The organism is Desulfobaccales bacterium, assembly GCA_041648175.1.
GTDB lineage: Bacteria > Desulfobacterota > Desulfobaccia > Desulfobaccales > 0-14-0-80-60-11 > 0-14-0-80-60-11.
In genome coordinates this window covers 1-16120 of record JBAZPO010000033.1, presented here as the reverse complement: position 1 = coordinate 16120, position 16120 = coordinate 1, and the positions used below count along the sequence as shown (strand labels likewise).

At 56.5% G+C, this 16120-nt stretch carries 22 protein-coding genes; 21 read left to right on the top strand and 1 reads right to left on the bottom strand.

Annotated elements, in window-relative coordinates; all coding sequences use genetic code 11:
• The 21 genes from WC600_18015 to WC600_17915 all read left to right on the top strand — a co-directional run.
• The coding region (locus tag WC600_18015) for a helix-turn-helix domain-containing protein (GenBank protein ID MFA4904630.1) at nt 1–348 on the top strand (348 nt) is incomplete at its 5' end.
• Nucleotides 332–1024 (top strand): Hsp20/alpha crystallin family protein, encoded by a 693-nt coding sequence (locus WC600_18010; protein MFA4904629.1) that lies wholly within the window; start codon nt 332–334, stop codon nt 1022–1024. The genes WC600_18015 and WC600_18010, both read left to right, overlap by 17 nt.
• Before the next feature lie 20 nt (nt 1025–1044).
• Nucleotides 1045–3180: a CDC48 family AAA ATPase gene (locus WC600_18005; protein ID MFA4904628.1), complete on the top strand. Its 2136-nt coding sequence runs from the start codon at nt 1045–1047 to the stop codon at nt 3178–3180.
• Nucleotides 3177–3965, top strand: a complete 789-nt coding sequence (locus WC600_18000) for a GvpL/GvpF family gas vesicle protein (GenBank protein MFA4904627.1) — start codon at nt 3177–3179, stop codon at nt 3963–3965. The genes WC600_18005 and WC600_18000 overlap by 4 nt, the downstream gene beginning before the upstream one ends.
• 11 nt (nt 3966–3976) lie before the next feature.
• Entirely contained in the window at nt 3977–4735 is a 759-nt protein-coding gene (locus tag WC600_17995) for a GvpL/GvpF family gas vesicle protein (protein MFA4904626.1), read from the top strand.
• A gap of 15 nt (nt 4736–4750) precedes the next feature.
• A complete protein-coding gene (locus WC600_17990) occupies nt 4751–6253 on the top strand; it encodes an ATP-binding protein (protein ID MFA4904625.1) in 1503 nt (500 codons plus the stop codon).
• Complete coding sequence (locus WC600_17985) at nt 6250–6630, top strand: response regulator (GenBank protein ID MFA4904624.1); 381 nt, start codon at nt 6250–6252, stop codon at nt 6628–6630. Before WC600_17990 ends, WC600_17985 begins: the two co-directional genes overlap by 4 nt.
• A gap of 242 nt (nt 6631–6872) precedes the next feature.
• Nucleotides 6873–7091 carry a gas vesicle structural protein GvpA gene (gene gvpA / locus WC600_17980; GenBank protein MFA4904623.1) on the top strand — a complete coding sequence of 73 codons (219 nt, stop codon included), beginning with the start codon at nt 6873–6875 and terminating at the stop codon, nt 7089–7091.
• Nucleotides 7092–7184: 93 nt separating this feature from the next.
• Entirely contained in the window at nt 7185–7475 is a 291-nt protein-coding gene (locus WC600_17975; GenBank protein ID MFA4904622.1) for a hypothetical protein, read from the top strand.
• Nucleotides 7476–7513: 38 nt separating this feature from the next.
• Nucleotides 7514–7732: a gas vesicle structural protein GvpA gene (gene gvpA / locus WC600_17970; GenBank protein ID MFA4904621.1), complete on the top strand. Its 219-nt coding sequence runs from the start codon at nt 7514–7516 to the stop codon at nt 7730–7732.
• 91 nt (nt 7733–7823) lie between these two features.
• A complete protein-coding gene (locus WC600_17965; GenBank protein ID MFA4904620.1) occupies nt 7824–8564 on the top strand; it encodes a hypothetical protein in 741 nt (246 codons plus the stop codon).
• A 405-nt stretch (nt 8565–8969) separates the two neighbouring features.
• Entirely contained in the window at nt 8970–9968 is a 999-nt protein-coding gene (gvpN, locus tag WC600_17960; GenBank protein ID MFA4904619.1) for a gas vesicle protein GvpN, read from the top strand.
• A 112-nt stretch (nt 9969–10080) separates the two neighbouring features.
• Nucleotides 10081–10404 carry a hypothetical protein gene (locus tag WC600_17955; GenBank protein ID MFA4904618.1) on the top strand — a complete coding sequence of 108 codons (324 nt, stop codon included), beginning with the start codon at nt 10081–10083 and terminating at the stop codon, nt 10402–10404.
• A 15-nt stretch (nt 10405–10419) separates the two neighbouring features.
• On the top strand, nt 10420–10635 hold the full coding sequence (locus tag WC600_17950) for a hypothetical protein (protein ID MFA4904617.1): 216 nt from the start codon (nt 10420–10422) through the stop codon (nt 10633–10635).
• 60 nt (nt 10636–10695) lie between these two features.
• Nucleotides 10696–11076, top strand: coding sequence for a hypothetical protein (locus WC600_17945; GenBank protein ID MFA4904616.1), 381 nt, complete (start codon nt 10696–10698; stop codon nt 11074–11076).
• A 203-nt stretch (nt 11077–11279) separates the two neighbouring features.
• Nucleotides 11280–12041 carry a GvpL/GvpF family gas vesicle protein gene (locus WC600_17940; protein MFA4904615.1) on the top strand — a complete coding sequence of 254 codons (762 nt, stop codon included), beginning with the start codon at nt 11280–11282 and terminating at the stop codon, nt 12039–12041.
• A gap of 52 nt (nt 12042–12093) precedes the next feature.
• Nucleotides 12094–12375, top strand: coding sequence for a gas vesicle protein GvpG (locus tag WC600_17935; protein ID MFA4904614.1), 282 nt, complete (start codon nt 12094–12096; stop codon nt 12373–12375).
• Nucleotides 12376–12387: 12 nt separating this feature from the next.
• Nucleotides 12388–14313: an ArsA family ATPase gene (locus tag WC600_17930; protein MFA4904613.1), complete on the top strand. Its 1926-nt coding sequence runs from the start codon at nt 12388–12390 to the stop codon at nt 14311–14313.
• 98 nt (nt 14314–14411) lie between these two features.
• The gene (locus WC600_17925) at nt 14412–14606 is read left to right on the top strand and encodes a gas vesicle protein (protein MFA4904612.1); all 195 of its coding nucleotides are present in this window, start codon (nt 14412–14414) and stop codon (nt 14604–14606) included.
• On the top strand, nt 14603–14962 hold the full coding sequence (locus tag WC600_17920; GenBank protein ID MFA4904611.1) for a gas vesicle protein K: 360 nt from the start codon (nt 14603–14605) through the stop codon (nt 14960–14962). Before WC600_17925 ends, WC600_17920 begins: the two co-directional genes overlap by 4 nt.
• A gap of 26 nt (nt 14963–14988) precedes the next feature.
• Nucleotides 14989–15303, top strand: coding sequence for a gas vesicle protein (locus tag WC600_17915; GenBank protein ID MFA4904610.1), 315 nt, complete (start codon nt 14989–14991; stop codon nt 15301–15303).
• 551 nt (nt 15304–15854) lie between these two features.
• Here WC600_17915 and WC600_17910 read toward each other — a convergent pair.
• Nucleotides 15855–16120: hypothetical protein (locus WC600_17910; GenBank protein MFA4904609.1), on the bottom strand; the 266-nt coding region annotated here is incomplete at its 5' end.

Here is a 16120-nt window from a genome sequence, read left to right as displayed (position 1 = left end):
TGGCCGGGGAATGTCCGCCAGCTCCGGTCGGTGATCCGGCGGGCCACCCTGGTGGCCAGGGATGAGATCACCGAAAAGGATCTCAGCATCAAGCGGGCTGAGGTGCCCGGACTTGCCTTTTCCCCGAAGGTTCAGGGAACGCCTTGGAAAAATGCATCATTGAGTGAAATTGTCCGGCAGAGCGTCCTTGCCGTGGAAAGGGAGGTATTGAAAGAAGTCCTGCGCTTCACAGGGGGAAACAAGGCCAAGGCGGCAAGGTTGCTGCAGGTGGATTACAAAACTGTTCATACGAAGGTAAAAAAATTCGGCATTCAACGGAACGGAGGGAATAATGACGACAAAACGTAAGACAGCCGGCAAGAATCCGGGTGAGGACCGGGGAGACATCGGGGGAGGCATTTTCAGTAGCCTGGCGGGTTTTATAAATAATTTAGGGGACTTGTCCGAGGCGGGGGAGCGCCTTTCTCAGCGCCGGACGGCAAAGCAGGACCGGGGGGACAAAGGGGGCGCCAGCGGGGAGGCGGCGGGGGGCGAGAATCGTTTCGGTCGCATCCTGAGCGGTTTGACCGACATCGCCGAAAAGCTGAACGAGATCTCGGAGAAAGGGGAAACCGTCACCAAAAAGGGCGAATTTACCTTCCCTACCAAGAAAGGCGGCGTCAAGGGGGTCTATGGTTTCAGCCTGAAAACAGGCCTCGGCGGGAAGGATGATGCCATCAAAGTGGAACCCTTCGGAAACATCCGGAAGGACAAGAAAACCGGCGAGGCGGTGGTCCAGGAGATCCATGAACCCCTCATTGATGTCTTCGAAGACGAGGACGCCACCACCCTGATCGCGGAAATGCCCGGCGTGGGAACGGGGGATATAAAAATCGATGTCCGGGATGATGTCCTGACGATTTCAGCCGATAAGGGGGAGAAGAAGTACCGGAAAGAGGTCCTCCTTAGTCATTCCCCCGCCAAAGACAGGATCAAGGTGACCTGCAACAACGGCATCGTGACCATCCGCTGTGAAAAGGCATGATCAAGGACAGGTGAGGAATCATGAAAGAGACTGAAAAACCGTTTATCAAGTTGAAAGTGACGGAAGCATTGACCAAGGATGTCGGCCGCGCCCTGGCCCGGATGGGACCGGAAGACCTCGAACGGCTTGAGGCTGTCGTAGGAGACACGGTGGAAGTCGAGGGCAAACGCAAGGCCCTCTGCAAGGTCATGCCCGCCTATCAGGAAATCCGCGGCCAGTCGCGGGTCCAACTCGACGGCCTGACCCGGGAGAACGCCGGCGTCGGCCTCGATGAAACGGTGAAGATCAGCAAGATGAAGTGCCGTCCGGCGGAACGGATCGTCCTGACGCCGACCAATGTCACCCCGGCGGAACGGGATCTGCAATACATCGGGAGCCTTTTGGACGGTCTGCCGGTCCTGGAGGGGGCCAAGATCCAGGCGGCCCTGTTCGGCAGCCGCGCCGCCTTCTTCAAGGTCGAATCCGTTACGCCCAAGGGTCCGGTGATCATCAACCCGGCCACCATCCTGGTCATCGGCAAGTCCCAGGGTGAAGAAGGGGGCAGCCGAACCCTGGCCTATGAAGACATTGGCGGTCTGAAATCCCAGCTCCAGCGGATCAGGGAGATGATCGAACTGCCGCTCCGGTATCCAGAGGTTTTTGAGCGCCTCGGGATCGACGCGCCCAAGGGCGTGCTCCTCTACGGCCCCCCGGGGTGCGGGAAGACCCTCATCGCCCGGGCCATTGCCCACGAGACGGAGGCCAATTTCTTTTCCATCAGCGGGCCGGAGATCATCCACAAGTTCTACGGTGAAAGCGAGGCCCATCTCCGGAAGATCTTCGAAGAGGCAACCAAAAAGGGACCGAGCATCCTGTTCCTGGACGAGATCGACGCCATTGCCCCCCGCCGGGAAAACGTTGTCGGAGACGTGGAAAAGCGGGTCGTCGCCCAGCTCCTCGCCCTCATGGACGGCCTGAACAAAAGACAGAACGTCATCGTCATTGCCGCCACCAACATCCCCAATGCCCTTGACCCGGCCCTGCGGCGTCCGGGCCGGTTCGACCGGGAGATCGTCATTCCGATCCCGGACCGGCGCGGCCGTCTGGAGATCCTCGAGATCCACAGCCGGGGGATGCCTCTGGCGGAAGACGTCCGGATGGAGCATCTGGCGGAAATCACGCATGGCTTCGTCGGGGCGGATTTAGAGGCCCTCTGCCGGGAGGCGGCCATGAGCTGCCTGCGTCAGATCATGGGGGAAATCAATTTCGGTCAGGCCGGGATTCCCTACGAAACCCTCGCGAAACTCGAGGTGCGGATGGAGGATTTCCTGTCCGCCCTGCGGGAGATCGAGCCCTCTGCCATTCGGGAGGTGTTTGTCGAATCTCCGAATATCCACTGGGATGATGTGGGAGGGATGTCTTCCCTGAAGGAGCGCCTGATCGAGGCCGTGGAATGGCCCCTGAAGTATCCCCACTTTTTTGAAAAGGGAGGCGTGACGCCGCCCAAGGGGATTCTTCTCGTCGGCCCCCCGGGTTGCGGCAAGACGATGATGGCCAAGGCGATTGCCACGGAGAGCCAGGTGAATTTCATCTCCGTCAAGGGGCCGGCCCTGATGTCGAAATGGGTCGGGGAGTCGGAAAAGGGGGTCCGGGAAATCTTTCACAAGGCCCGGCAGGCGGCCCCCTGTATCATCTTCTTCGATGAAATCGACGCCCTCGTCCCCACCCGGAGCGCCGGGGCGTCGGATTCTCATGTCTCGGGACGGATCTTGAGCCAGTTCCTGGCCGAGTTCGACGGAATCGACGAACTCCGGGGGGTCCTCGTCCTGGGGGCGACGAATCGCCTGGATATGCTGGACGCCGCGGTCCTCAGGCCGGGACGCTTCGATGACGTCGTGGAGATGATGATGCCGGACCAGCAAGATCGGGAAGCGATCTTTGCCGTCCATCTCCGTCAAAAGCCTGTGGCGAAAGAAGTACAAGTATCCGAATTGGCAGGAAATACAGAGGGATTTAGTGGGGCCGACATTGCCGCCGTCGTCCGCAAGGCGGCCATGACGGCAGTACGCCGCGCCGTGAAGACCCTGGAAAAAACAGGGGACGGGGAGACGGCCATCCTCATCCGGCGCCAGGATATCGAGACCGCCCTTCAGGAAGTGCGCGGGGGGATGGGATGAGCCTGGGGATCTATCTTTTTTGCCTGACTCCGGCCGTACCCCGTCCGGAGATCGCCGGGACAGGGATCGACGGGGAATATCCCCTTTTTATCGAGGTCATCGGGGAGGTCGCCGCCGTCCTTGCAGAGGTTAATATCGAGGACTTCTCCGGTCCCGAGGCCCAGGGAAAAATGGAAGATCTGAAGTGGGTGGCGCCCCGGGCGCTCCGTCATGAAGAGGTCGTCCTGACCGTGATGGAGCAGGGTCCGGTGCTGCCCGTTCGTTTCGGCACGGTCTTTTCTTCAATAGAAGCCGCGGCGGAACCACTGAGGCAGCGCCAGGACGTCTTGATGAAGCTTTTCCAGGATACAATCGATAAAAATGAATGGACTCTCAAGGGATATGTGGATCGGCCCCAGGCCCGGGCGCGAATGACGGTGGCCCGCCTGGCGGCGGAAAAGGAACAATTGGCAGGGCTTTCTCCCGGTAAACGCTATTTTTTAGAGCAGAAAATCAAAGGAGCCGTGGACAAGGATGTGGCAGCCTGGCTGAAAGAGATGGGGCGAGATATCTTAAGCGTCGTGAAGAAGATGTCCGTGGGGTTCAGTGAATGTCGTCTCCAGTCGCGGGATGTCACGGGAAGGGACGAGGAGATGTTTTTCCACGGCGCCCTGCTCGTTCCCGACGGGTCCATGGCGGACCTGCAGCGCCTGCTTTCCGACTGGAACGCCGCTTATCAAGACGCAGGACTTTTGCTTGAGCTTTCCGGTCCCTGGCCGCCCTATCATTTCGCCCCGGTTTTGTAGAAAGTGGAATAATGGCTTATCTATTATACGGCATCGTGAAAGAGCCGGCGGTTGTCGGCGTGTCCATGACGGGGATGAAGGGCCAGGCGGTGTCCTTTGTCGCCGGTCATGGACTGTGCGCGGCCGTATCGGAGCTGGACGTCGAAGAGGGCGCGCCGCCCGTTTCGGAACTCCTGGTCTATAGCAAAGTTGTGGAGGATCTCCATCGCCTGCAGGCGGTTGTCCCCATGAGATACGGCTGTTTCCTCAACGGAATTAAGGCGATTCGGAACGCCTTGAAGGATAGGCAGCGTCAGTATGAGACCCTGCTTGCACAATTGGAAGGCCATGTCGAAATGGGCATCCGGATACTTCTTCCCGAAAAGGAGTGGCGTCCCCGGCAGGAGGAGACGATGAAGGGGCGAGACGCTCTTTCTACCGCGGGAACAACGGCGCAGCCGAAGGATGAACAGTCGGTTGACGGTCGCGCCTATCTTGTCCTCCGGAAGGTCCATTACCAAATGCAAGAGGAGACGTTACAGGGTTACCAGGCCCTTATCGATCGCTATATCCAGGCCTTTTCCGGTCTTTACGCCAGACACCGGGCAGAAACGGATACGAAAAACGGTGCTGTCATTCTATCCCTCTATTTTCTGACACCGGAAAGCAAGGTCAACCGTTTCCGGGAAACCTTCGGACGGGTAGCGGAAAACGGAGACGCCAAGGCCCTGCTCAGCGGCCCTTGGCCGCCTTATAATTTTGTCACCACCGAGCTCGCCCCGGCGAAGTGAAAGGAGAGGTTACCGATGGAAGATAAAACCCCGAAAGCAGCAAGCCATGAACTTTCAGGACGGTACGAACGACTCTACACCATGCTCCTGGACGCCATTCCCTCGTCCGTCCTCCTGATCGATCAAAATATGTGCATTGTCTCGGCGAATCGCAATTTTCTCGAAAAAGGCCGAAGGACCCTCGCCAATACCATCGGCTACCGGCTGGAAGAGGTTTTCCCCACCGTCATTCTCGACCAGATGGATATTACCAAGCGCATCTGCCAGGTCATCGAAAATAATCAATCGGTCAAGGGGGAGCGGATGACCTACCGCGCCCCCGGGGTGCCCATCCGCATCTATTACTACAGCCTCCTGCCCTTCTCCTGGCAGGGTCAGGTGGAAGGAGCCGTCCTCCTCATGGACGATGTGACGGAGCAGGTGCGTCTGAGCGAGGAGGTGCGGCAGGTGGAGCAGCACCTGGCGAGCATCGTGGAGAGCGCCAGCGATCTCCTCCTGTCCACAGACAAGAAAGGCCGGATTCTGACGTGGAACGCGGCGGCGGAAAGACTGTCCGGTTATCCCGTCGCGGAGGCGCGGGAACACTATTTTACCGACTTCTGCACCGATGAGGACTGCAAGGATATCCGGAATATTTTTTCCCGCATTGATACCCATAAGTACGCCCAGATGAAGGAATGCCCCTTGCGGACCAAGCAGGCGACCTTCATTCTCGTTTCCTGGGTCTTTTCTCCCATGAAGGACAGTGACAGTTCCAATCAGACGGCGGGCGTCGTGGCCGTAGGCCGGGATTTGACGGAGAGAAGGAAATTTGAGATGGAACTGCATCAATCCCAGAAATTTGCCGCCCTCGGGGTTATGGCGGGCGGCATCGCCCATGAAATCAGGAATCCCCTGGCCATCTGCTCGTCCAGCGCCCAGTTTCTTATGGAAGAGGACGGCACATCGGAGTTTCACCGGGAGTGCGCGGAAAAGATCCACAAGGGCATCCAGCGGACCTCGGTCATCATCGAGAATCTCCTCAAATATTCCCATCCTTCCACGACGACTCGGACAACCCTTGTCAACCTCGTGTCCCTGATCAAGGAAACCCTGACCCTGGTAACCTATCACGCCAAGATCCACAAGATTGAAATGACCTCATCCTTTCCCAAAGAGCCAATCATGGTGCAAGGGGTGGCCATCCTGCTCCAACAGGTCTTCATGAATCTTTTTTTGAACGCCATCAACGCCATGCCCACCGGTGGGCGCCTGGGAATTGATGTGAAGACGGATCCTCCAGAGGTCCGGGTGCAGGTTACGGACACCGGTTGCGGCATCTCCACGATGGAAATCGGGAAGATATTCGATCCTTTCTATACGACTTCCATCGTGGGACAAGGGACCGGCCTCGGCCTGTCTCTCTGTTATTCCATCGTAAAACAGCACCGGGGAACCATTGGCGCGGAAAGTGTTGAAGGCCGGGGCAGTGTCTTTACCGTAAAATTGCCCGCCCGTTTTGGTGGAGGTGAATCATGAACGAAAAATACGCCCCGATTCTCGTTGTGGATGACGAGCCGGAGATGTGCTGGATTCTTGAAAATATCATCCGCAAAGCGGGTTTTACCAGCATGAAAGCCTTGAGCGCCCGGGAAGCCATGGCCCTGATAGAAAGCAATAAATTCGGCATGGCCTTTTTAGACGCCAAACTGCCGGACATTGATGGTCTCGAACTGGCCCGGAAGCTCCGTAAAACCAATGTCCATCTGCCGATCGTCATCGTTTCCGGCTACTTCTACCAGGATGATCCGACCATTCAAGGGGTCCTCCAGGCGGGTCTGGTCGTCGCCTTCGTCGGCAAGCCCTTCGATCATGATGAGATTGTGAGCATAATTACCCGCTATGCCTGCCGGTAGGGAAAGATTTCCCGTCATCGCAGGAATGGATTCCATAGTTACGATTCCCTAACCTCCTCCGAGAGCGTTTAAAGCACCTTCTTTCCTTCAGAATTATTCTTTTAATACGGGAAGTTAACGTTTATCATGCTTATCTTGGCGGCTTGGCATACGTCTTGCTTCCATAGTTCATAGAAGACAGGCATGCATGCTGATGGTTTTCGGAAAGTTCATAATAACAACACATCAAGGAGGAAATAGCGATGGCAAAAGTACAGAAATCAACAGATTCATCGAGTTTGGCAGAAGTTGTCGACCGGATCCTCGACAAAGGTATCGTGATCGATGCCTGGGTTAAGGTATCCCTGGTTGGTATCGAGTTGCTTTCCATCGAGGCGAGGGTGGTGATTGCTTCGGTCGAGACCTATCTTAAATACGCCGAGGCGATTGGTCTGACAGCCAGTGCAGCCGCTCCGGCCTAAGCTTAAGGTAAAGGATACCCGTGGGGCGGGGCTTCTGATGCGCCCGCCTTTCATGGGTCTTTCAGTATCTGGAGAAAATGAGGGAAAATCATTATGGGTAATTTGACCGATGACATGACCCGTTTACGCGGGGAGGTAGACGCCTTGCGGAGTGATCGGGGGGCGCTGATGCAGGAGCTGGCACGCGGGGCCAAGGATCTGGCCTCTTCGGTTTCAGCCATGCAGTCTGACTTTGCCGCCGCCCACGCCACGATGGCCAGAAAAACCGGGAAAGCGCGGGCCTCGTATGTATCAAGGATCAAGAGGCAGGTCGGCAGGATGAGAAAAGAGAACGCTGCCGATCTTGCGGGCGCCTCTCAGGTTTGGTTCGGTAAAGCAAAATAAACGATAACCGATAACATAACGAAAGGGAGGAAATAGTGATGGCTAAAGTACAGAAATCAACAGATTCTTCGAGTTTGGCGGAAGTTGTCGATCGGATCCTGGACAAAGGAATCGTGATCGATGCCTGGGTGAAAGTATCTCTGGTCGGCATTGAGCTGCTTTCTATCGAAGCGAGAGTGGTGATTGCTTCGGTTGAGACCTACCTCAAGTACGCTGAGGCGATTGGCCTGACCGCCAGTGCCGCAGCTCCAGCCTGAGAGTAAGGTAATGTCGCCTGTGGGGCGGGGGCTTTTGAGCCTCCGCCTTGCACAGGTTTTTCACGTTCGGAGAAGGTGAGGGAGGATCATCATGGGCAAACTGACCGATGACATGACGCGTTTGCGTGGAGAAATAGAGACCCTGCGGGGTGCGCGAGAGGCGCTGCTGCAGGAGATGGCGCGGGATGCCAGGGAGCTGACCACCGCGGTTTCGGCCATGCAGGCTTATTTCGCCGCTGCCCACACCGCGATGGCGAAAAAGACCAGTGGGGAGCGGGAAGCCTTTGTGGCCGCCATGATCGATGAGGTCAACTCCCTGCTGGGTGAATTTTCCAGAGACAGGAATGATATGGCCCGGAAGGGAAGACATGACCGGGAAGTCTTTCTATCAGAAATGAGAAGACAGGTCGCGGGCCTGCGCAAAGAGACGGCGGATGACCTGGTGGGGGCCCGGCTTGCCTGGCGCGGCGAGCGTCCCGGAAAGTCCCGGCCCGTTCCCGTTCCGATGAAGAAGAAACCGGTGGTCGTAAAACCCATGGCGCCCCCGATGGAAGCAGCACTGAAGAAGGCGGTGGCAGCGCCTGAGATCAAGACAGAAAAGCCACCGGTCACATTCAAGGAACCACTGAAAAAACAAGAAGAAAAGAAGACGGTCGCAGCGGCGCTTGAAGCCCCGGCGGTCGAAACCCCCGAGGTCAAGGCCCCGCCGTCTGTCAGCACCTCTAAGCCACCGTTTCAGAAGAGCGAAGAGAAGATCTGGCTGGATGAAAAACCCGCCAAAGCAGCGACCAAGGCGAAGCGGGGCAGGAAATTTAATACCCGCAGCTCCTAAGTCGGAGAATGGTCAAGGAGGAGGCTTGTATGGTGCGAACAAATCTAAGCCGTGACTCGGTGGTATTTGAGGAACTGACCTGCGCCTTTTGCGGTGGCCGGGGCAGAGATCCTTTCGATATCATGTCTTCCCTTTCCACATGTTGTGTTTGTGGGGGAAGCGGCGAAGTCTTGGTCAAGGCGCCGGCTGTCGCCTGCGCTCATTGCCGGGGAACAGGGGCCGTTAAAACCCTTACATGTACCACCTGCGGCGGCAGGGGCTTCGTTCCCCAATCTCTGCAGCCAACTGTCTCTTGTCCTGTGTGTAAAGGTTCTGGCAATGACGCCTCGGCCCCGGCAATGGCCTGTCTGAAGTGCCGGGGAACAGGATGGATTATTGAACAACTAAGGAAGGAGAAAGGAGTTCATGAATAAAAATGCCGTAAGAGTCGTCAGCACATCAACAGTGCGCGTATCGGCCGGGGAAGACAGTGTTCAACCCGAAGCCAGCGGCGCCTTTGTTTCATCTCCCTATGTGGAGCAGGTCACGGAGCGGGCTTTAGCCTACCTGGTGGCGGGTTATCCCGTCCATTTTTCCGGCGTGGCGGGAACGGGAAAGACGACCCTCGCCTTCCACGTGGCCTCCAAGCTCGGTCGTCCTGTCACCCTGGTTCACGGGGACGATGAATTCGGCACTTCCGATCTCGTGGGCAAGGACTCCGGTTACCGGAAAAACAAAGTTGTCGACAATTATATCCACTCGGTCCTGAAGACAGAGGAAGAAATGAAAAACCTCTGGGTGGACAACCGGTTGACCACCGCCTGTGAGCGAGGGGAAATCCTCATTTACGATGAATTCAACCGGTCCCGGCCGGAAGCGAACAACGCCCTCCTCAGCGTCCTTTCCGAGGGGATTCTGAATCTGCCGAAACTGCGCCGCTCCGGGGAGGGGTATATGGCCGTGCATCCCGAGTTCCGGGCGATCTTTACCTCCAACCCCGAAGAATACGCCGGGGTCCACAAAACCCAGGATGCCCTGATGGACCGCCTGATCACCATCCAGTTGGAACACTATGACCGGGATACGGAGATCCTGATCGTTATGAGGAAATCGGGACTCCCCCGGGAAGACGCTGAACGGATTGTGGATATTGTCCGAGAATTACGGAGTTTCGGGGTGAATAACAACCGTCCGACCATCCGGGCGGGGATCGCCATCGGCCGGATCCTTGCGTCTCAGAACCGGCGCGCCGGAGGGGGCGATGTGTTTTTTCAGATGGTATGCCGGGATGTCCTGGCCACAGATACCGCCAAGATTACCCGGGGCGGCCAACCGGTCATGATGCAGAAGGTGGAAGAAGTGATCCACAAGATCTGCGGACCCGCAAGGCCAGCCAGGGTGAAAGGTAAAGAGGATCGCCAATGATGAAGAGGATTATGAGAGGTGTGCAGGTCATGATGCAGAAGGTGGAAGAGGTGATCCGCAAGTTCTGCGGGTCCGCAAAACCGGCCAAGGAGAAAGGTAAAGAGGATCGCCAATGACGAAGAGAATCATGAAAGGCGTGCAGGACATCAGGACGCTCTCCGGCCGTGTGGATGAAGGCACTATTCCTTACAAGGCCTATATGAAGCTCAGCATTCTCGAGATGGAAAAGTTCCGCCGGGGGAAGGAGAAACAGAGCGCCCTGGAAAGGGTGCGAAAGATTGATCAGCGCTTCCAGGACATCGAGGCGGCAAGGCAGGAGATCTTTAGTGCTCTGGAAGCCAAAGGCGTTCGCCGGCCTGTCCCCGGACCGAGGGGACCGGAGGGACCGACGGAGGCCCCACGGACAACGACGGGGCCGTTCAAGATCCGATACTGAAAGGACTGGGACGATATGCTGACCATCTGTGATTCACACCACATTCCGACTAACCGGTGCGTGACGGGTCATCGGGCCTGCCGGACGCATACGGGTTTTTTCCTGGGTGCCGGGGAAGCGCGGCGGGTCCAACACGAGATCATCGCCCTGGTCAACCGGCGGCTGCGCCGGCAGTGGCTGGAGGAAGCCTGGGAAAGCCATTTGAGTCGTTGCGCCCGGAGGAAAGGATGAAATATCCCATGAATGTCCTGGAGACCGGTTCGGGCGAAGTAACCACAGAAAGGCGACGCGATGGCGAACATATTGGATACAGTCAAAATGTCGGAACCGGTGCTCTCCACGGCCGGCCCTGAAGCAGAACGTAAGTTGCCGCCTATTGAGGACGTAAGAGATGCTGTCGCCAACTTCTTGAAGAAGATGGTGGACGCTAAGAAGGTGAGCGTCACAAAGCTGGCGCTGATGGACTCCGAAAAGGGAACGTGGGAGGCTGAAGCAGATGTCTATGTGCCTAATCCGACCATAAGCGCATTAGGATTGCCCGTGCGGAAAAAAGTGCTCGATTGCCACACGTACTTACTCCGGGTGGACAAGCAACTCAACATTGTTGCCTACGGGCTCAGAGACTCGGTAATAGACAGAGACTCGGTAATGGAAAGGGAGGATATAGAATGAAGATCAACTGTCTATCCTGCGGTCATACCATCGACCTCGATGAGACTTACAGTGACTATGAGGGGCAGGTAAAGTGCTATACATGCAGCGCTTTGTTGGAAATAAAACTGGAGGAAAGCCTTATCAAGTCTGTCAAATTCCTTAAGCTGACACGCAGCGCCGCGGGTGAAATATAACGAGGAAGCACAAGGGGGGACGGCAATATGGGCGGCAAAGAAACGAAAAATGAAGGGAAATATCTTTATGCCGTAATCCCGGCGGCAGGAGACCATGAGTACGGCGATATCGGCATCGACGGGGAGTCGGTTTATCTCATTATGGAGAACCAGATCGGCGCGGTGGTCAGTAATTTCAGCAATGGAAAGATCCGCCCGGAACGCCGCCATATCGCGGCGCACCAGAGCGTCCTCAAGCGCCTTATGGAAGAAGAGACCCCCCTGCCCATCAGTTTCGGCGTGATTGCCGAGGGGGAAAAAGAGATCAAACGGATACTGTCCCTCAACCGGAAGTCCTTTGCCGAACAGCTTCGCCGCGTACATGGCAAGGTGGAGATGGGATTGCGGGTTGCATGGGATGTACCGAATATTTTCGAGTATTTTGTTAACACCCATGCGGAGATCCGGGTGGCGAGGGACCAGTTCTTAGGGAAAAGTCGTGTCCCCACCCAGGAAGACAAGATCGAAGTCGGACGTCTCTTTGACCGGGTCCTTCAGGAGGACCGGGAGGAACACACGGACAGGGTGGAGGCGATTTTGTCTCCCGCCTGTTTTGAAATCAAGAGGAACGTTCCCCGGACTGAACGGGACGTTATGAATCTGGCCTGCCTGGTCGGGCGGGAGGCGGTGGATAAGGCATTCGAGGCGGCCATATTCGAGGCGGCGCGCGGATTCGACAACAATTTTTCGTTCGATTTCAACGGACCCTGGGCGCCTCACAATTTTGTGGACGTGGAACTCCGCTCCTGAAGATCTTCCCCGACGGGGGCCCGCATTCACCATCGTCCCTGCGGAGGTAGAAATGTTCCTGATCGATGACATCCTCATGGCGCCCGCCCGAGGCCTCTTCTGGATTTTCAAGGAGATCCACCACGCCGCCGAAGAAGAACAGGCCAACGAGGCAGACGCCATCACTGCCAAACTCAGCGACCTATACATGATGTTAGAGACGGGACAGATGACGGAAGCGGAATTTAGCGCCGCCGAAAAGTCCCTCCTCGACCGCCTCGACGCCATCAAGGAGCGGGCAGACGGCGGAAAAGAAGAAGACGAAGAAGACGAAATGGTTGTGATACGTAAATGAGGTTAAGGATCGATGCGCGGTGTTTCAGAAGAACCGGGTTTTTTGACCGATGGAAACATGCGGCTTCTGCTGTTCGGCGGCAAGGGCGGTGTGGGGAAAACCACGGCGGCGGCGGCAACGGCACTGGAGCTCGCCCTCCGTCATCCTGGGAGATCCCTGCTTCTCGTTTCCACCGATCCCGCCCATTCCCTTCAAGACAGTTTCTCCGGGGCCGAGCCGCCCCCGAATCTGAAGGTCCTGGAATTGGACGCACCGGCCTATCTCCACGACTTCCAAGATAAAAACCGGCAGCGACTCCGGGCAATCGCCTCCCGGGGGACCTTCCTGGATGAAGAGGACATCAATCGTTTTATGGAGCTTTCCCTGCCGGGGATGGACGAGCTCATGGCCTTCCTGGAGATCAGCCTCTGGGTCAAGGAAGGAACATATAATGGGATCATCATGGATACGGCGCCGACGGGGCATACCCTGCGCCTCATGGAAATGCCCGAGATGATCCGGAAGTGGCTGGAGGCCCTCGACGCGCTCCTGGCCAAAAACCGGTACATGAAAAAGCTCTTCCGGGGATCTTATGAGCGGGACGACCTCGATCATTTCATCGAGGGACTTGCTGCTGACGTCAAGGAGATGGAAAAGCTCCTCAAGGATCATCAGCAGTGCCGGTTTGTCCCGGTCATGCTGGCCGAGGCCTTGAGCATCGAGGAGACGCTGGATCTGATCCGGGAATTGCAGCGCCTCCGCATTGGCGTCGCGGATGTGGTCATCAACCGCCTGTGCCCGGAAAGTACGTGTCTCACCTGCCGTCATATCCGCACCCGCCAGTTGCAGGAGCTGGCCCGCATCTCCAAGGAGCCGGCTTTTTCCAAGCTCCGGCTCTGGGGGGTTCCCCTGTATCCCGAGGAAATACGCGGCATGGAATCGCTCCGCTCCTTCTGGGAAGGTCTGAAGGAAGTAGCGCCGTCCACCGGAGAAGCCCCGTTATCCCCGCCTCCGTTAACGTCCCGCGTGGACAGCCCCATCCCCCTGCCGACGCCGGATATGGCGATGCTTGTTTTTGCAGGAAAAGGCGGGGTCGGCAAGACCACCCTGGCCTGCGCCACGGCCCTGCGTCTGGCCCGTGCCTACACCGGGAAACGGATTCTACTTTTTTCCGCCGATCCCGCCCATTCCCTTGCCGATTGCCTGAACATGTCCCTCGGTCCCCAGCCGAAGCAGGTGGCGCCGGGGATATGGGCCATGGAAATGGACGCCACCGCCGATTTTGTTGCCCTGAAAAATCAGTACCGGAAGGAGCTTGCGCAATTTCTCTCCCGGTTGATGCCGAACCTTGATCTGACGTTTGATCGTGAAGTCATGGAACGGATCATGGACCTATCGCCCCCGGGGATCGATGAGTTGATGGCCTTGGCGGCGGTGATGGATTTCCTGACCCCGGAGGGCTACGACCTCCTGGTCCTCGACGCGTCGCCGACGGGTCATTTGATCAGGCTGTTGGAATTGCCGGAGGTCATCGAGGGATGGTTGAAGGCGTTCTTCAGCCTCTTCCTGAAGTACCGGAAAATCTTCCGATTGCCGGGGATCTCAGAGCGCCTGGTCAAACTGTCCAAGGATCTGAAGCGTCTGCGGGCGATCCTGCGGGACCCGTCGCAGGCGGCCCTCTACGCGACCAGTATCCTCACGGAGATGTCCTTTGCGGAAACGACGGATCTTGTCGCCGCCTGCAGGCGTCTGGAAATTCCGGTTCCCTGCCTGTTTTTAAACATGGCGACGCCGGATGGCCCTGATCCCCTCTGCCGTTCCCTGTTCCAAAGGGAATCCGCTGTCCGGGAAAAATTCGCCCTGACTTTCCCCGGCATCAGCCGGTCGGTGGTGTATCGGCAGAGCGATCCCAGGGGAATCGACAGCCTTAACGCGCTGGGACAGATTCTTTATCAGTAGAGGTATTTCAAAAGTACCAATAAGTCCCCTTCCCCCTCCCGTCAAGGGAGGGGGAACATATTTGGAAGAGTTTTGCAATTACCTCAGTAAGGTGCAACATGCTTGGTGATGAACTGGATGAAAAGGAACATATCAGCCTTTGCGAGACCCTGGACCGGGTGCTCAACAAAGGTGCCGTGATTGTCGGTGACGTCATGATCTCCGTCGCCGACATCGATCTCATTTACCTGGGCCTGCAGGTCATTCTGACCTCCGTGGAAACGGCCCGGCGCGAGGAGGATCTGGTGCTATGAAGATGAACGCAGGTTCCGGGGTTTCTGATGGGGACAGATTTGAAATCAGCCCCCTCCCCCAAAGGGTTGCGTCGCGGGCGAATCGGGCCACGTCCCGGCGCATGAACCTAGATGCGGATAAGAAAAAAAACGGTCTGGCCCAGCTTGTTCTGACCGTCGTCAAGCTCCTCCATGAACTCCTGGAAAAACAGGCGATCCGCAGGATTGACGGGGGAGGCCTTACGGATGAAGAGATTGAGCGTCTCGGTTTTACGTTGATGCGCCAGTCCGAGGAGATCGCGAAGATCGCCCGCGAATTCGGTCTCGAAAGCGATGATTTGAATCTGGATTTGGGACCTTTGGGAAAATTGTTATAGCAGTTTAGTGAAATGGAGGAAAAAAAATGGCAATCCAACGCGGCGCTCGACATTCTCTGGAAAGTACGAATCTGGCGGATCTTCTCGAAAGGATCCTGGACAAAGGGATCGTGATCGCCGGCGATATCCGGATCAACTTGGTGGACGTCGAGTTGCTGACGATTCAGATCCGTCTCGTCATCTGTTCCGTTGACAAGGCCAAGGAAATGGGCATGGACTGGTGGGTGAACAACCCCGCTTTCTGTTCCCGGGCCAAGAGCCAGCAGGCCCTGCCGGAGGCGATGGACAGGCTCGAGGAACGCCTCGCCCGGATCGAAACTTCCCTGGCCGCCGGGGCATAATTGCGAAGGCGAGAAGAATCCAAAACAAGGGAGGATCATATCTCGTATTATCAAAGGGGGGAGGATAAAATCCATGCCGACGGGAAAAATAAAATGGTTCAGTCCGCAGATAGGCGCCGGGTTCATTAGAAGTGACGAAGGCGAAAATGTATTTTTTCGCTTCAGCGCCATTCACAGTAACGAACCGAAGACTGTACGAAGAGGCCAGTGCATGAGCTTCGATATCGCGAAGAACCTCAAGCGCATTTTCACGACAGCAGCCAATGTTAAAACCTTGAGAACAATGTCTGTCTGATTCATTGAGCTTGATCAATTGCCTATCCTGCCTGCCACCGGCAACAGGTCCGTAGAAGTGAGGGGACATGACAAGAAACAAGACCCTTGAAGAACGACCTACCATCTCGAGACAAGACGGAAAGCCTGAACGAGCGTTTGCCTAACGCCTGCGCAGCCTCATCCTTGCCGCCTTGAGATCATCTTTGATTTGTAATTGGTATAAGATAGACGATCTCCAGCTTACTTCGCCACAAGAACCTGAGAACGCCCGAAATTTACCTCCACTCCATAGACGGATCGGATCGCTCCGCCGTCGAGTCAATCGAGGGGAAATTTACACCAAAAAACGAAAACTCACACCCGCCACTCACACCCACAAAAGAAAAAGAGGCTACGGGATTACCGTAACCTCTTGTGTTTACTGGTCGCAATTGCTGAACGAAGCTCGAACCTTTTTCGAGCGAAAATCGCTCGAATGATTTGAAACCCCGCCCCAGCGTTTCCGCCCGCCGAAACTCGGCGAGCAAAGCAAAACAATTTT